This window comes from Pseudomonas sp. JQ36 (genome assembly GCF_053851495.1).
Genome location: NZ_CM132642.1, coordinates 3,824,561 through 3,838,978, shown reverse-complemented (window position 1 = coordinate 3,838,978; position 14,418 = coordinate 3,824,561). Strand labels below are relative to the sequence as shown.

The 14,418-nt window shown below is 60.9% G+C and carries 13 protein-coding genes; 6 read left to right on the top strand and 7 right to left on the bottom strand.

The window, feature by feature from the left end:
* Positions 1 to 677 precede the first annotated feature (677 nt).
* The 5 genes from ACS4NR_RS17240 to dksA form a co-directional block, all read right to left on the bottom strand.
* Entirely contained in the window at positions 678 to 2,114 is a 1,437-nt protein-coding gene (locus ACS4NR_RS17240; RefSeq protein ID WP_115986750.1) for a sigma-54-dependent transcriptional regulator, read from the bottom strand.
* Between the two features lie 22 nt (positions 2,115 to 2,136).
* Complete coding sequence (locus tag ACS4NR_RS17235) at positions 2,137 to 5,091, bottom strand: sensor histidine kinase (protein ID WP_166497202.1); 2,955 nt, start codon at positions 5,089 to 5,091, stop codon at positions 2,137 to 2,139.
* Positions 5,075 to 5,251, bottom strand: coding sequence for a hypothetical protein (locus tag ACS4NR_RS17230; protein WP_003176118.1), 177 nt, complete (start codon positions 5,249 to 5,251; stop codon positions 5,075 to 5,077). The genes ACS4NR_RS17235 and ACS4NR_RS17230 overlap by 17 nt, the downstream gene beginning before the upstream one ends.
* Before the next feature lie 77 nt (positions 5,252 to 5,328).
* A complete protein-coding gene (gene gluQRS, locus ACS4NR_RS17225) occupies positions 5,329 to 6,225 on the bottom strand; it encodes a tRNA glutamyl-Q(34) synthetase GluQRS (RefSeq protein ID WP_456017940.1) in 897 nt (298 codons plus the stop codon).
* Between the two features lie 467 nt (positions 6,226 to 6,692).
* Positions 6,693 to 7,136 carry an RNA polymerase-binding protein DksA gene (gene dksA / locus ACS4NR_RS17220; RefSeq protein ID WP_027614094.1) on the bottom strand — a complete coding sequence of 148 codons (444 nt, stop codon included), beginning with the start codon at positions 7,134 to 7,136 and terminating at the stop codon, positions 6,693 to 6,695.
* Positions 7,137 to 7,470: 334 nt separating this feature from the next.
* Here dksA and ACS4NR_RS17215 point away from each other — a divergent pair, with 334 nt between their 5' ends.
* Positions 7,471 to 8,643: a pyridoxal phosphate-dependent aminotransferase gene (locus ACS4NR_RS17215; protein ID WP_443535386.1), complete on the top strand. Its 1,173-nt coding sequence runs from the start codon at positions 7,471 to 7,473 to the stop codon at positions 8,641 to 8,643.
* Positions 8,643 to 9,356: a DNA/RNA nuclease SfsA gene (gene sfsA, locus ACS4NR_RS17210; RefSeq protein WP_456017939.1), complete on the top strand. Its 714-nt coding sequence runs from the start codon at positions 8,643 to 8,645 to the stop codon at positions 9,354 to 9,356. The genes ACS4NR_RS17215 and sfsA overlap by 1 nt, the downstream gene beginning before the upstream one ends.
* Here sfsA and ACS4NR_RS17205 read toward each other — a convergent pair.
* Positions 9,353 to 9,670, bottom strand: coding sequence for a Rieske (2Fe-2S) protein (locus tag ACS4NR_RS17205; protein ID WP_103367315.1), 318 nt, complete (start codon positions 9,668 to 9,670; stop codon positions 9,353 to 9,355). The two genes, sfsA and ACS4NR_RS17205, sit on opposite strands and share 4 nt — an antisense overlap.
* A gap of 161 nt (positions 9,671 to 9,831) precedes the next feature.
* Here ACS4NR_RS17205 and ACS4NR_RS17200 point away from each other — a divergent pair, with 161 nt between their 5' ends.
* The 4 genes from ACS4NR_RS17200 to ACS4NR_RS17185 are packed head-to-tail and all read left to right on the top strand — an operon-like array spanning position 9,832 to position 13,377.
* Positions 9,832 to 10,704 carry a heme/hemin ABC transporter substrate-binding protein gene (locus ACS4NR_RS17200; protein ID WP_456017938.1) on the top strand — a complete coding sequence of 291 codons (873 nt, stop codon included), beginning with the start codon at positions 9,832 to 9,834 and terminating at the stop codon, positions 10,702 to 10,704.
* Between the two features lie 50 nt (positions 10,705 to 10,754).
* The gene (locus tag ACS4NR_RS17195) at positions 10,755 to 11,738 is read left to right on the top strand and encodes a FecCD family ABC transporter permease (protein ID WP_177440045.1); all 984 of its coding nucleotides are present in this window, start codon (positions 10,755 to 10,757) and stop codon (positions 11,736 to 11,738) included.
* Positions 11,738 to 12,505: a heme ABC transporter ATP-binding protein gene (locus tag ACS4NR_RS17190; protein WP_456017937.1), complete on the top strand. Its 768-nt coding sequence runs from the start codon at positions 11,738 to 11,740 to the stop codon at positions 12,503 to 12,505. The genes ACS4NR_RS17195 and ACS4NR_RS17190 overlap by 1 nt, the downstream gene beginning before the upstream one ends.
* Before the next feature lie 20 nt (positions 12,506 to 12,525).
* Positions 12,526 to 13,377, top strand: coding sequence for a ChaN family lipoprotein (locus ACS4NR_RS17185; protein ID WP_456017936.1), 852 nt, complete (start codon positions 12,526 to 12,528; stop codon positions 13,375 to 13,377).
* Between the two features lie 226 nt (positions 13,378 to 13,603).
* Here the strand turns inward: ACS4NR_RS17185 and ACS4NR_RS17180 are convergent, their stop codons facing one another.
* Positions 13,604 to 14,404 (bottom strand): Crp/Fnr family transcriptional regulator, encoded by an 801-nt coding sequence (locus tag ACS4NR_RS17180; RefSeq protein WP_456017935.1) that lies wholly within the window; start codon positions 14,402 to 14,404, stop codon positions 13,604 to 13,606.
* Between the last annotated feature and the right edge of the window lie 14 nt (positions 14,405 to 14,418).

Sequence of the window (14,418 nt, the reverse complement as noted above, 5' to 3'; positions counted from 1 at the left end):
GCATGATGGGCGCAGATTCTAGCATTTAGTCGGGGGATGGTGTAGGACGCAGCGGATTTGCGCTGTAAGTCGCAGGCTAAAGGCTTTGGAGGCGGGTTTTTGCTGCGGGGAAGAAACTACAAGGGGAGCCGAAGCTCCCCCAGAAGTAGTTGCGTGCTCTTTTTATTATTGATTCGGGCTTCTTGTTTTTGTTGAGTGCCCTCGCCATGAAGCTTTTCCTTCATGACCCTCCCAATCGGGAGCCAAGAGCAAACGGATTGCTTTGGTCGCTGTGTTGCAGTGATCTTGCGATCCAACCAGTACAGGCTCTGTCTTAGGACAGTTTTTGTTGTTCTCGGCCTGGTCGTGGGGCTAGCCCCAAATACAACGCCTCTCCAAAAGAATCAGTTAGCTGCGCCTCTCGCCGTCTTGTTTTTATTGTGCGTGAGTCGATTCGTCTTATTTTTATTGTCTTGTGCATTGCTTGTTATTGTTCTTGTACCAAACATATAGCAGGTGCCGTGCCAACTTTTGCGAAGCCCAATAAAACAAGGGGTTAGATCGATATAACGGTTTTCTCGGGGCGAAAAAAAGCCGGGGTTTCGTTACCGATAACCCCGGCTTCTGTTACGTGAAAGGACTGAGGTAACAGTTTTTTCACGTCTTCAAGCGTTACCCGCGCACTCGACAGGTAACGTTCAGCTCTCGCTGGTGACCCCGGTCTTGCGCCGTGGAATGCCCAGGCGCTGACGGCGTTCCCACAGGCATTTGCGGCTGACGCCCAGTTTGCGCGCCAGTTCGGTCTCGGTCATGTGGTCCTGGTGTTCGAGGACGAAGTGCTGGAAGTAGTCCTCCAGCGACAGGTCTTCGGTCGGCTCATGGCTGCTGTTGCTGGCGTTACCGGCCGTTTGTGGCGGCAGGCCGATGAACTCGTCGTCCTCCAGATCGCTCAGCTCGATATCGATGCCCAGCAGGTCGGCGGAGATTTCCGGGCTTTCGCTCAGGATCACTGCACGCTCCACCGCGTTTTCCAGTTCGCGCACGTTGCCCGGCCAGGAATAATGCCGGATGGCCTGTTCGGCATCGGCGGCAAATTTCAGGTCGGTACGGTTGATGCGCGCACTCTGGCGAGCGAGGAACGCCGTGGCGATTTCGTTGACGTCGGCGCCACGTTCGCGCAATGCCGGCAGTTTCAGGGCAATCACATGCAGGCGGTAATACAAGTCTTCACGGAACTGGCCGATTTTCGCCAGGCTCTTGAGGTCGCGGTGGGTCGCGGCGATCAAGCGCACATCGACCTTTTGCGACTGCACCGAACCCACGCGGCGAATTTCGCCTTCCTGCAGCACGCGCAGTAGACGTGCCTGAGCTTCCAGCGGCAGTTCGCCGATCTCGTCGAGGAACAGCGTGCCGCCATCCGCCGCTTCCACCAGACCGGCGCGACCGGCGCTGGCGCCAGTGAACGCGCCTTTTTCGTGGCCGAACAGTTCGGACTCGATCAGGCTTTCCGGAATGGCGGCGCAGTTCACCGAAATCATCGGTGCCTTGGCGCGCTTGGACAGGTTGTGCAGGGCGCGGGCCACCAGCTCTTTACCGGTCCCGGACTCGCCCTGAATCAGGACATTGGAATCAGTCGGCGCAACTTTGCGGATCTTGCTGTACAGATCTTGCATCGGCGGGCACGAGCCAATAATGCCGATCTCGCCGTTGCTGTTGTCGACAGACGACTTGCCGCTGCCATTGGCTGTTTTGCCGGCAGGCACTTCGCTGGCGGCAGGCGCCGACTGATGGTCACGCAGGATCCGCGCAACCGCCTGGAGCATTTCATCGTGATCGAAAGGCTTGGCGATGTAGTCCACCGCGCCCATCTTCATCGAGTCGACCGCCGAGCGCAGGCTGGCGTAGCTGGTCATGATCAGCACCGGTTTGCCCTGGCCAAGCTTGATCAGCTCGGTGCCGGGGGCGCCAGGCAGGCGCAGGTCGCTGACGATCAGATCGAATGTGGGAATACTGAAGCGTTCTTGTGCTTCCTGCACTGAACCGGCTTCGCTGACCTGATACTGGTTGCGTTCCAGCAGGCGGCGCAAGGCGGAGCGGATAATGGTTTCGTCTTCGACGATCAAAATGTGCGGCATTGATTCGATACTCTCGACGGTCTCAGTTCACAGCGGACGTCGCTTCGACATGACGCGGCAATGTCACCCGGATACGGGTGCCGCGCTGGCTTTGTACATCAGCCGGGCTGTCGATGGTGATTTGTCCATAATGCTCTTCAACGATGGAATAGACCAGTGCAAGGCCCAGACCGGTACCTTCACCCGGATCCTTGGTGGTGAAGAAAGGTTCGAACAATCGGTCCATGATGTTCTGCGGAATACCACTGCCTTCGTCTTCGACGATCAGATCGACCGTGTGTTCGCCGGCTTCACTCTTGACCCGTACGGCACTGTGCGGCGGCGAGGCGTCGCGGGCATTGGAGAGTAGATTGATCAGCACCTGCGCGAGCCGCTGCGGATCGCCTTCGACCCAGTGATCGGGATCGCACAGGTTATAGAACTGCACTTCGAAGTTGCGCCGGTTGAGTGCCAGCAAGCCAATCGCGTCCTGCGCGACTTCAGCCAGACACACCGGCTCGTCGCTGTGTTGGTGGCTGCCGGCGTGGGCGAAACTCATCAGCGACTGCACGATGCGCGACACGCGCTTGGTCTGTTCGAGGATCTGCCCGCTGATTTCCGTCAGTTCGCCATCTTCTTCACGCTCTTCGCGCAGGTTCTGCGCCAGACAGGCGATGCCGGTGATCGGGTTGCCGATTTCGTGGGCCACACCCGCCGCCAGTCGGCCGATGCTCGCCAGTCGTTCGGAGTGCACCAGTTTGTCTTCGAGCATCTGCGTTTCGGTCAGGTCTTCCACCAGCAGCACCAGGCCGCTGTTGCCCGGTGCCAACGGTTCATCGATCGCCGCTTTGTGCAGATTCAGCCAGCGGGTCTGGCCGTCGAGGGCCAGGTGCTGTTTATGCAAATGCTCGTCGGGCAGGTTGATGAAGCCTTGCAGCAACTGCTTCCACGGATTGGCGATGGTACTCAGGCGCGAGCCGACCACGCGTTGCGCGGCGATGCCGGTGAGTTCTTCCATGGCTTTGTTCCACATCAGGATCTCTTGATCCTTGGCCAGCGAGCAGACGCCCATTGGCAGCTCCTGCAGGGTCTGGCGGTGGTAGCGGCGCAAGGCGTCGAGTTCGGCGGCCAGCCCGGTGAGGCGCGAGTGGTAATCCTCGAGGCGGCTTTCGATGAAGTGGATGTCTTCGGTCACATAGTTTTCGCCGCCGGCCTTGTACGGCAGGAAGGTTTCGACCATGTCCTGCGCCACGCTCGGGCCCATCAGGCCGGAGAGGTTGGCTTCGATCCGGTCGCGCAAGCGGCGCAGCGCATAAGGGCGGCGTTCATCGAACGGCAGATAGAGATCGCGCAGGGCCTGTTCGACTTCTTTCTGCGCTGCTTTGGCACCCAGCGGTTTGGCCAGTTGCGTGGCGAATTCCTGGGGTGAAGCAGCGTGCAGTTCGCGGCGTTGCGGACGGCGCACGTTATCCACCGCGCAGGCTTCGGCGGCGCTGGCCTCTTCAGGGCTGGCGTTGGTGAACAGCGAGATCAGAGTAAACATCAATACGTTGGCTGCCAGCGAGGCGATGGCCGCCATGTGCCAACTGGTGTCGTCCAGCACGTAGATCATGTTCAGCAGCGGAATGTAGAAACCCTGCAGATTGCCGACCAGCGGCAGCAGCATGGTCACCACCCACACCAGAATCCCCGCCAGCAGGCCGGCGATAAAGCCGCGACGGTTGGCGGTCGGCCAGTACAGCACCGAGAGCACGCCGGGCAGGAACTGCAAGGTGGCGACGAAGGCGACGATGCCGAGGTTGGCCAGATCCTGCCCGGCGCCGAGCATCAGGTAAAAGCAGAAACCGGCCATGATGATCGCGACGATCAGCGCCCGGCGCGTCCACTTCAGCCAGCGATAGATGTTGCCTTCGGCCGGCGGCTGATAGAGCGGCAGCACCAGGTGGTTTAGCGCCATGCCCGACAGCGCCAGGGTGGTGACGATGATCAGGCCACTGGCCGCCGACAGCCCGCCGACGTACGCGAGCAGGGCCAGCGGTTTGCTGTTGGCAGCAATGCCGATACCGAGGGTGAAGTATTCCGGGTCAGTGGTGGCGCCGAGTTTCAGGCCGGCCCAGAGAATCAGCGGCACCGCCAGGCTCATCAGCAGCAGGAACAGCGGCAGTCCCCAGCTGGCACTGACCAGCGAGCGCGGATTGAGGTTTTCGGTGAAGGTCATGTGGTACATGTGCGGCATCACGATCGCCGAGGCGAAGAACACCAGCAACAGCGTGCGCCACGGGCCTTCCTGCAACGGTGTGTGCAACGCGGCGAGGGCGGTCTGGTTCTGCAGCAGCCACAGTTCAAGCTGTTGCGGGCCGTCGAACACGCCGTACAACGCATACAGACCGACGCCGCCGAGGGCGATCAGTTTGATCACCGATTCGAAGGCAATCGCGAACACCAGCCCTTCGTGTTTCTCGCGGGTGGCGATATGCCGGGAGCCGAAAAAGATCGTGAACAGAATGATCAGTGCGCAGAACGCCAGGGCGACGCGGCTCTGGATCGGCTCGCCGGTGAGGATGCCGATGGAATCGGCCACCGCCTGAATCTGCAACGCCAGCAGCGGCAGTACGCCGATCAGCATGAAGATGGTGGTCAGCGCGCCGGCCCAGGTGCTGCGAAAGCGGAAGGCGAACAGATCCGCCAGCGACGACAGTTGATAGGTGCGGGTGATTTTCAGGATCGGATACAGCAGCACCGGCGCCAGCAGAAACGCGCCGGACACCCCGAGGTAACTGGAAAGAAAGCCGTAGCCGTACTGATAGGCCAGGCCCACCGTGCCGTAAAACGCCCAGGCACTGGCATAGACCCCCAGCGACAGGGTGTAGGTCAGCGGGTGGCGAATGATCGCCCGCGGGATCATGCCCCGTTCGCTGATCCAGGCGACGCCGAACAGCACTGCAAGGTACGCGGCGCTGATCAGGATCATCTGGGTCAGGCTAAAGCTCATCGGCATCTTTTTGGCTCTGCAGGATGAAGGTCACGACAATCAGGATCAACCAGAGCAGATACGGCCGATACCAGGCGCCCGTGGCGTCGATCCACCAATCCATGATGGCTGGCGAAAACAGATAGATCCCCACGACCAGAAGCAGGACCAAGCGATAGATGTACATCCCGGCCTCTCTTTTTTATGCGCGTGCCCGAAAACGTGCGGCGATGGTAACGGATGGGCGCACGACTGCAAGTGCCGTCATTGCAGTTGCGCCTCGGGCAGGGTCAGTGTGCGCGGGATCCTGGATACGTCCCAGTGGGCAGCGCCCCAGTTGAGTAATTCCTGCGGTGAGGCGTGGGCCAGTTCAGCGCCGGGGTTTTGCCCCAGCGCACGCAAGGCCCGAAGCAGCAACGGAGTGGCCTGATCGGCTTCCAGTGGCGGCGAACGGTAGGATTTGCCGAGTTTGTTGCCGTCCGGCTGCGTGATCAATGGCAGGTGCAGATAGCGCGGCTGACGCAGGCCCAACAGTTCTTGCAGGTAGAGCTGGCGCGGCGTGGAGTCGAGCAGATCGGCGCCGCGCACGATGTCGGTGATGCCTTGCCAGGCGTCATCCAGCACCACGGCCAGTTGATAGGCGTAGAGGCCGTCGCGGCGGCGAATCACGAAATCGCCGACATCACGCCCCAAGTGCTGGCGAAATTCGCCCTGCACGCGGTCGATGAAGTGGTATTCCAGCTCCGGCACGCGCAGGCGGATCGCCGCGTCTTGCTGCTCATGCCCGGCATTGCGGCACAGTCCCGGATAAATTCCGTGGTACGGCTCCAGCTGTTTGCGCGAACAGGTGCAGGCGTAAGCGAGGCCGTGATTGAACAGACTGTCGAGGACTTCGGCGTAGGCAGCGTGCCGGTCACTCTGGCGCACCATCTCGCCGTCCCATTCGAACCCGTAGCTTTCCAGCGCCTTGAGAATCGCCGCCTGCGCGCCGGGTTCTTCCCGGGGCGGATCGAGATCTTCCATGCGCACCAGCCAGCGCCCGCCGACTGCGCGCGCGTCGAGGTAGGAGGCGAGGGCGGCAACCAGCGAGCCGAAGTGCAGGTGGCCACTGGGGGTGGGGGCGAAGCGGCCGATGTAGGCGGGGGCGGTTTTGGCAGTCATGTGGACAATATAACTTTTCAGGATTCGCGCAGATTACCCCTGTGGGAGCGGGCTTGCTCGCGAAAGCGTCGGCTCAGACATATTTGATGTTGAATGACGTACCGCCTTCGGGAGCAAGCCCCCTCCCACCAAAAGCGCAATCAGGGCAGAAGGCAGAAACATTACCCCTGTGGGAGCGGGCTTGCTCGCGAAAGCGTCGGTTCAGACACCTTTGATGTTGAATGACACACCGCATTCGGGAGCAAGCCCCCTCCCACCAAAAGCGCAATCAGGGCAGAAGGCAGAAACACTACCCCTGTGGGAGCGGGCTTGCTCGCGAAAGCGTCGGTTCAGACACCTTTGATGTTGAATGACACACCGCCTTCGGGAGCAAGCCCCCTCCCACAAAAGCAAGGCAAAAGGGCAAAGGCAAAAGGCAGAAACAAAAACGGAGCGTTCGCACGCTCCGTTTTTCGTTCAGGTCGAGATTACTTGCCGACCTGCTTTTCCTTGATTTCCGCCAGGGTCTTGCAGTCGATGCACAGATCGGCGGTAGGACGGGCCTCGAGGCGCTTGACGCCGATCTCGATGCCGCAGGATTCGCACCAGCCGTACTCTTCGTCCTGGATCAGTTCGAGAGTCTTGTCGATCTTCTTGATCAGTTTGCGCTCGCGGTCGCGGGCGCGCAGCTCGAGGGCGAATTCTTCTTCCTGGCTGGCACGGTCGGCCGGGTCAGGGAAGTTGGCCGCTTCGTCTTTCATGTGATCAACAGTACGGTCGACTTCCTGCATCAAGTCCTGTTTCCACTTGTTCAGGATCTTGGTGAAGTGCGCGCGCATCGGGGCGCCCATGTACTCCTCGCCTTCCTTCGGAACGTAAGGTTCGAAGCCGCTGATCGTCACTTGCTGCTGTTGCTTTGCTTGGGTGGGCATGAAATGGACCGCCTCTACTCTTGTAATCCATTGCGCAGGATTGCTCCATCACCGACACCTGCCGGCCCTGCGGCTGCAAGCGGGCGAACTTACCAGATCAATTCGGCCTGCGCTACTCCCGGATGTCGAGGCCCCGGCGGGTGGCGCTTGCAGAAGTCTGGCAAGCCATGTCTGACAGTGATGGAGACCTGATCAATCTCTGATTTTAGTCAATCCTGGAGCGTACGCGCATATCGTTACAGTCCAGCGTTCTTGAGGCTGTGACCGCGACGGGTTCTCGCTCGTTCCGGCAGATGGGTAGAATCGTCTCTTTTTCCCCGTCGAAGGAAAACCAATGGCTCAGCCTTACAGTGCGCGCAGTCGTGCGATCGAACCGTTCCATGTGATGGCGCTTCTGGCGCGGGCCAACGAACTGCAGGCCGAAGGTCACGACGTGATCCACCTGGAAATCGGCGAGCCGGACTTCACCACCGCCGAGCCGATCATCCGTGCCGGGCAAGCGGCGCTGACGGCAGGCAAGACCCGCTACACCGCCGCGCGGGGTATTCCCGAGTTGCGCGAGGCGATTTCCGGGTTCTATCAATCGCGTTACGGTTTGAACATTGATCCACGGCGGATCCTGATCACCCCCGGTGGCTCCGGCGCCCTGTTGCTGGCCAGTGCCTTGCTGGTGGATCCCGGCAAACACTGGCTGCTGGCCGACCCGGGTTACCCGTGCAACCGGCACTTCCTGCGTCTGGTCGAAGGCGCGGCGCAACTGGTCCCGGTCGGGCCGGACGTGCGTTACCAACTGACTCCGGATCTGGTGGCGCGGCACTGGGACCACGACAGCGTCGGTGCCTTGGTGGCGTCGCCAGCCAACCCCACCGGAACCATCCTGACCCGCGATGAACTGGCCGGGTTATCCACAGCGATCAAGGCGCGGCACGGGCATCTGGTGGTGGACGAGATCTACCACGGCCTGACTTACGGCACCGATGCCGCCAGTGTGCTGGAAGTCGATGACAGCGCCTTTGTCCTCAATAGTTTCTCCAAATATTTCGGCATGACCGGTTGGCGTCTCGGCTGGCTGGTGGCGCCGGATGCGGCCGTCAGTGAGCTGGAAAAACTCGCCCAGAACCTGTACATCAGCGCCCCGAGCATGGCGCAGTATGCCGCTTTGGCCTGCTTCGAGCCGGACACCATCAGCATCCTCGAAGAGCGCCGCGCCGAATTTGGCCGCCGCCGCGACTTCCTTCTGCCGGCACTGCGCGAGTTGGGTTTCAACATCGCCGTCGAGCCTGAAGGGGCGTTTTACTTGTACGCCGATATCAGCCAGTTCGGCGGTGATGCCTTCGCGTTCTGCCGTCATTTCCTCGAAACCGAGCACGTTGCCTTCACCCCAGGGCTGGATTTCGGGCGTTATCAGGCCAGCCACCATGTGCGTTTCGCTTACACGCAAAACCTCCCTCGCTTACAGGAAGCGGTGGAACGTATCGCTCGCGGCTTGAAGAGCTGGCAAGGCTGATGCGCTTTTATCCGGCTCTGGAAGAGGCGCGGCTGATTCGCCGCTACAAACGTTTTCTGGCGGACGTTGAAACGGTCAATGGCGAGCTGTTGACCCTGCACTGCCCGAATACCGGCTCGATGCTCAACTGCCAGGTCGAAGGCGGGCAGGTGTGGTTCAGTCGCTCAAACGACCCGAAGCGCAAGCTGCCCGGCACCTGGGAAATCGGTGAAACCCCGCAGGGCCGGCTGTTTTGCGTGAACACTGGCCGCGCCAACGCGCTGGTTGAAGAGGCGCTGCAGGCCGGAGTCATCAGTGAGTTGAACGGCTTCACGGCGCTTAAACGCGAAGTGGCGTACGGTCAGGAAAAGAGCCGCATCGATTTCCGCCTCGAATACCCGAGTGGCCCGGCCTACGTGGAAGTAAAAAGCGTCACGTTAGGCTTCAATGGAACCAACGTGGCCGCGTTTCCCGACGCGGTCACCCAGCGCGGCGCCAAACATCTGCGCGAACTGGCGCATCTGGCCCGTGACGGTATTCGTGCGGTGCAGTTGTATTGCGTCAATCTCAGCGGCATCGAGGCCGTGCGACCTGCCGAGGAAATCGATTCGGCCTACGCGGATGCCCTGCGCGAGGCCGTTGCATGCGGGGTCGAAGTGCTGGCCTACGGCGTGCGCTTGAACCACGAAGAGATGGTGATCGACCGGCGGCTGGACGTTTTGCTCAACGGTTAAACATCTATCCACAGCCCCTGCGCATCTTCGCGGCAGGGGATGGCGGTCAGCGATTGCCCGGCGCAGGGCCCGGCGACGCATTCACCATCTTCGATCAGAAACAGTGCGCCGTGGGTGGCGCACTGGATCAAGCTGTTGCTCGGGTCGAGAAACTGGTCGGGCTGCCATTCCAGACCGACGCCGCGATGCGGGCAGCGATTGAGATAAACATAGGCCTGGCCATTGCGGCGCACGGCAAACAGTTTGTTGCCATCGATGTCGAACCCACGGCTGCCGGCCTCAGCGAGATCGGTACCGGCGCACAAAAACTTCATGGCTATCCTCAAGTGTCGGCTCGTTTATGAAATGTCCGAGCTTGACGTTTAAATGCAAACAATTATCAAATGGCCGCCTTCGCCCACTCTGCGCAGCCGCCGCCAAGGATACTTGGCCTGCCGGTGTGCTGCCCGGGAAAATTGTTCAAGGAAAGCTGCGTATGCGCCTGAGTACCCGCGTTGTTGTGCTGTGTGTCGGACTGCTCGCCAGCCTTCAGGTGATAGCTGCCGATTTGCCGCAACGTTGGGTCAGTGCCGGTGGCGCGCTATCGGAGTGGGTGAGCGCGTTGTGCGGCGAATCCAAGCTGGTCGGCGTCGACACTACCAGTCAGCATCCGCAATCGCTGAAGCAGCTGCCCAGCATCGGCTATCAACGCAGTCTGTCGGCTGAGGGCATTCTCAGTCTGCGCCCGGATATCCTCATCGGCAGCGAAGAAATGGGCCCGCCGCCGGTCATCGCCCAGGTGAAGAGCGCGAAGGTGCGGGTCGAACTGTTCTCGGCACAGCCGGATTTGCCGACCCTGGAAAAAAACGTCACGCATCTGGGGCAGTTGCTGGGCGCGCAAGCGCAGGCGGCGCAGTTGCTGGATAGTTATCAACAGCAGCTGACCGCGCAGAAAGCGCGAGTCGCCGAGTTGCAGACCAGACAAAAGGCGCCCGGTGTGCTGGTGTTGATCGGGCATGCCGGCGGCAAACCGTTGATTGCCGGCAAGGACACTGCCGCCGACTGGCTATTGCAACAGGCCGGTGGGCACAACCTGGCGACACATACCGGTTACAAGCCGTTCTCCGTGGAATCGCTGGCCGGACTCGATCCCGAGGTGTTGGTTTTTGCTGATCGCGCGTTGAGCGGCGAGGCGGCAAAAGCGGCGTTGTTCAAGGAAAATCCGATTCTTCAATCTAGTCGTGCGGCCAAGACCGGTCGGGTACTGGAGCTGGATCCGACGCTGCTGGTCGGCGGGCTCGGGCCGCGTTTGCCGGCGGCGTTGAAAAGCTTGTCTGACGGTTTCTACTCAGCCAAGGGCAACCCATGACCACATTGGTCAAACCGCGCAGCCTGTTCATCGGCCTGACACTGTTGTGTTTGCTGGCCATCTGGTTGTCGTTGGCGCTGGGGCCAGTCAGCCTGCCCCTTTTGGATACCTTGCGCGCTGCATTGCGCATGCTCGGTGTGCCGCTGGCGCCGGATGGTCTGGAGCAGGCTGAACTGATCCTCGGGCAGATTCGCCTGCCGCGCACCTTGCTCGGTTTGGCCGTTGGCGGTGTGCTGGCATTGTCAGGTGTGGCGATGCAGGGTTTGTTTCGCAATCCGCTGGCCGATCCCGGGTTGGTCGGGGTCTCCAGTGGCGCGGCGCTCGGGGCGGCTGTAGCCATTGTCGGCGGTTCGTTTTTTGGCGGGTTGCCGGATTGGTTCGGGCCGTATCTGTTATCGGCGTGCGCGTTTCTCGGTGGGCTGGGGGTGACGGCGCTGGTCTATCGGCTTGGACGGCGCAACGGTCAGACTAACGTCGCGACCATGCTGTTGGCCGGGATCGCCCTGACAGCGTTGGCCAGCTCGGCAGTCGGGTTGTTCACCTATCTGGCGGATGACGCGACTTTGCGCACGCTGACTTTCTGGAATCTGGGCAGCCTCAATGGTGCGAGTTACGCGCGTCTGTGGCCGTTGCTGATCATCAGCACCGGCGTCGCGCTGTGGTTGCCGCGCCGCGCCAAGGCCCTGAATGCCTTGTTGCTCGGTGAGTCCGAAGCCGGGCACTTGGGGATCGATGTCGAACGGCTCAAGCGTGAATTGGTGTTCTGCACGGCGTTGGGTGTTGGCGCAGCGGTGGCAGCAGCCGGGATGATTGGCTTCGTCGGGTTGGTGGTGCCGCATCTGGTGCGTTTATTGGCCGGGCCGGATCACCGTGTGCTATTGCCCGCCTCGGTATTGGCCGGTGCCAGTCTATTGTTGCTGGCGGATCTGGTGGCGCGGCTGGCGCTGGCGCCGGCGGAATTGCCGATCGGTATCGTCACCGCGTTTATCGGCGCGCCGTTCTTCCTCTATCTGCTGCTGCGAGGACGTGCCTGATGTTGCGTGCGCACAATCTGCACATCCGCCGCGGGCGCAAGACCGTGCTCAGCGACGTCACCCTGCAACTTGAGCCCGGTGAGGTGTTGGGCGTGCTCGGGCCGAACGGTGCCGGCAAAAGCACCTTGCTCGGTGCCTTGTGCGGAGAGCTGACGGCGAGTGAGGGCGAGGTGTTGCTCGACCACAAGGCGCTGAATCACTGGACCGGTACGCAGCGCGCCCAGCGTCTGGCGGTATTGCCGCAGGTCTCGACGTTGGATTTTGCCTTTCGCGTGGAAGAAGTGGTCGGCATGGGCCGCTTGCCTTATCAGAGTGGTCGGGTGCGCGATGACGAGATTGTTGCGGCAGCGCTGGACGCTGCAGATGCCGGGCACCTGAGCGGGCGCAGCTATCTGGCGCTATCGGGTGGCGAGCGCCAGCGTGTGCATCTGGCGCGGGTGCTGGCGCAGTTATGGCCCGGGCAGACCGGGCAAACCCTGTTGCTGGATGAACCGACCTCGATGCTCGATCCCTTGCATCAGCACACCACGCTGCAAGCGGTGCGCGAGTTTGCCGATCGTGGCGCAGCGGTGTTGGTCATCCTGCATGATCTGAATCTGGCGGCGCGCTATTGTGATCGGGTATTGCTGCTCGAAGGCGGGCGCCCGGTGGAGCTGGATACGCCGCAGCAAGTCTTGCGACCGGACTCGCTCAAAGCCGTGTTCGGTCTCGAAGTATTGGTGCAGCCGCACCCGGAGCGTGGGCATCCGCTGATCATCGCCCGCTGATTTCTCATTGAGGTGATGGTATGCGCGGGATCTGGTTGTTAGCGGTGTTGTGGCTGGCGGGGTGTCAGCATGTTGCGGCGCCGCCACCGGTCAGCGGTGAGATTCGCGATCTGCACAGCGGCCAGGTGTTGACGGCGCAGGAACTGCTGACGCGTCTGGCCAAGCCGCACCAACTGATCATCGGCGAACAGCATGACAATGCCGATCACCACGCCGTGCAGTTATGGTTGCTGCAAGCGCTTGGGGAACAGCGCCCTCAGGGCAGTCTGCTGCTTGAGATGCTTACGCCGAATCAACAGCCGAAAGTTGATCAGGTTCGCCGCGCAGCAACGCCCCCCACTGATCTTCCCGCCGCACTGGCCTGGCAGGATGGCTGGGACTGGAATCTTTATGGACCGATCGTTCGGTTCGCCCTCACGCAAGGCTATCCGCTGTTGGCGGCCAATCTGGACGACAGTGAAGTCCGCGCGTTCTATCGTCAGCCGCCAGCCCTGATTGGAGTTCGCAGCAATGCGGCATCGGTGAAGTCCGCGCTGCTTGAGCAGATCAGCGATTCACATTGCGGCTTGCTGCCCAAATCGCAGATGCCGGCGATGCTCGCGGTTCAGCAACAGCGTGATCGACGCATGGCTGAACGTTTGCTGGCAGCGCCGACGCCAGCCTTGCTGCTGGCGGGTGCCTGGCATGCGCGCAAGAATGCTGGCGTGCCGCTGCATGTTCTGGATCTGGGCGCAGCCCAAGCGCCAACGGTGCTGATGCTGGCCGAGCAGGGCGCCGTGGTTACTGTGGCGATGGCCGATTACGTCTGGTACACCCCGGCTACGCCCGCGCAGGATTACTGCGCACAGATGCGCAAACAATTTGGCCAATGACTTTTCCACAGGCAAAAAAAGACCCGGTAAAAACCGGGTCAAATAACCGTGATTAGCCTGATGAGGAGATAATCTGAGAGTCCGAACCAAGGGCTTTTCAGAATATCGACTGATCTCGCGACCAGTTGTGATAATCATAGCGATTCTCATTAGCGAGTCAACCACTGTTTTTCCATTTGCTTGATTTAGTCGTGCGAATGGCCGGAATGCCCCGGAAATACGGGACTCAACGTGGAGGTTTGACGGCACCCAGTTGCGTGATCTGTTGATTGAGCTGGCCGATGCGTCGGGCCATGCTCTCGATCAGGCTGTGGGCAATCTTCGGATTGTTGCGGGTCATGTTCAGAAACTGCTCGCCGGGAATCAGCATCACTGTGCTCGGCTCGCGAGCAATGACGGTAGCGTTACGCGGCTCGCCGGTGAACACCGCCATGGCGCCGAAAATCTCGTCCTTGGGCACTTCGCCAACCTTGTGCCCGTCAACAAACGCTTCGGCATGCCCATCGATGATCACGAAGACGTGATCGGCGGCATCGCCCTGCTGGATCAGTACTTCACCGCTCTCGACCCGCTTGAAGCCATTGGTGCTGCGAAACTCCCGCGGTTTCAGTTCGGCCACCGCATGAGCCAGCAGCGCCATCTGCCCCAGCAAATACTCAAGCCATTGCTCGGCCCGGCCCGGCTCGGCATACAAATGCTGGAACAGATCGGTTCGCCGATAGGGCAACAAGCGCAATGGCCCGTCGCTGCGCAGTCGGCAATCGGCCCAGGCGTCACCTTGCTGCAGCCCGATCAGATCGCCTTCCTGCCAGTAAAACAGTGCACGGCCGCCGATGTCGCCGTGGATCACGCCTTCTGTCAGTAGAAACAACTGATCGTGTGGGAGCTGTGCCATCAGGTTGTCAGAGATTTCTTGCTCAAAGGCTGGCCCGCACGGTGCAAGCCCTTCCAGCCAGCGCGCGGGCAAACTCTGCAAGCGATTGATCAGTGCATCGACCGGTGCCGATTGTTCTCCGAGCAGATACATCGCCGTCAGTGCCT

Bases quoted from the DNA above. Each gene is read 5' to 3' on its own strand.
- ACS4NR_RS17240 (WP_115986750.1), bottom strand. From the start codon at position 2,114: ATGCCGCACATTTTGATCGTCGAAGACGAAACCATTATCCGCTCCGCC.
- ACS4NR_RS17235 (WP_166497202.1), bottom strand. From the start codon at position 5,091: ATGCCGATGAGCTTTAGCCTGACCCAGATGATCCTGATCAGCGCCGCG.
- ACS4NR_RS17230 (WP_003176118.1), bottom strand. From the start codon at position 5,251: ATGTACATCTATCGCTTGGTCCTGCTTCTGGTCGTGGGGATCTATCTG.
- gluQRS (WP_456017940.1), bottom strand. From the start codon at position 6,225: ATGACTGCCAAAACCGCCCCCGCCTACATCGGCCGCTTCGCCCCCACC.
- dksA (WP_027614094.1), bottom strand. From the start codon at position 7,136: ATGCCCACCCAAGCAAAGCAACAGCAGCAAGTGACGATCAGCGGCTTC.
- ACS4NR_RS17215 (WP_443535386.1), top strand. From the start codon at position 7,471: ATGGCTCAGCCTTACAGTGCGCGCAGTCGTGCGATCGAACCGTTCCAT.
- sfsA (WP_456017939.1), top strand. From the start codon at position 8,643: ATGCGCTTTTATCCGGCTCTGGAAGAGGCGCGGCTGATTCGCCGCTAC.
- ACS4NR_RS17205 (WP_103367315.1), bottom strand. From the start codon at position 9,670: ATGAAGTTTTTGTGCGCCGGTACCGATCTCGCTGAGGCCGGCAGCCGT.
- ACS4NR_RS17200 (WP_456017938.1), top strand. From the start codon at position 9,832: ATGCGCCTGAGTACCCGCGTTGTTGTGCTGTGTGTCGGACTGCTCGCC.
- ACS4NR_RS17190 (WP_456017937.1), top strand. From the start codon at position 11,738: ATGTTGCGTGCGCACAATCTGCACATCCGCCGCGGGCGCAAGACCGTG.
- ACS4NR_RS17185 (WP_456017936.1), top strand. From the start codon at position 12,526: ATGCGCGGGATCTGGTTGTTAGCGGTGTTGTGGCTGGCGGGGTGTCAG.
- ACS4NR_RS17180 (WP_456017935.1), bottom strand. From the start codon at position 14,404: ATGTATCTGCTCGGAGAACAATCGGCACCGGTCGATGCACTGATCAAT.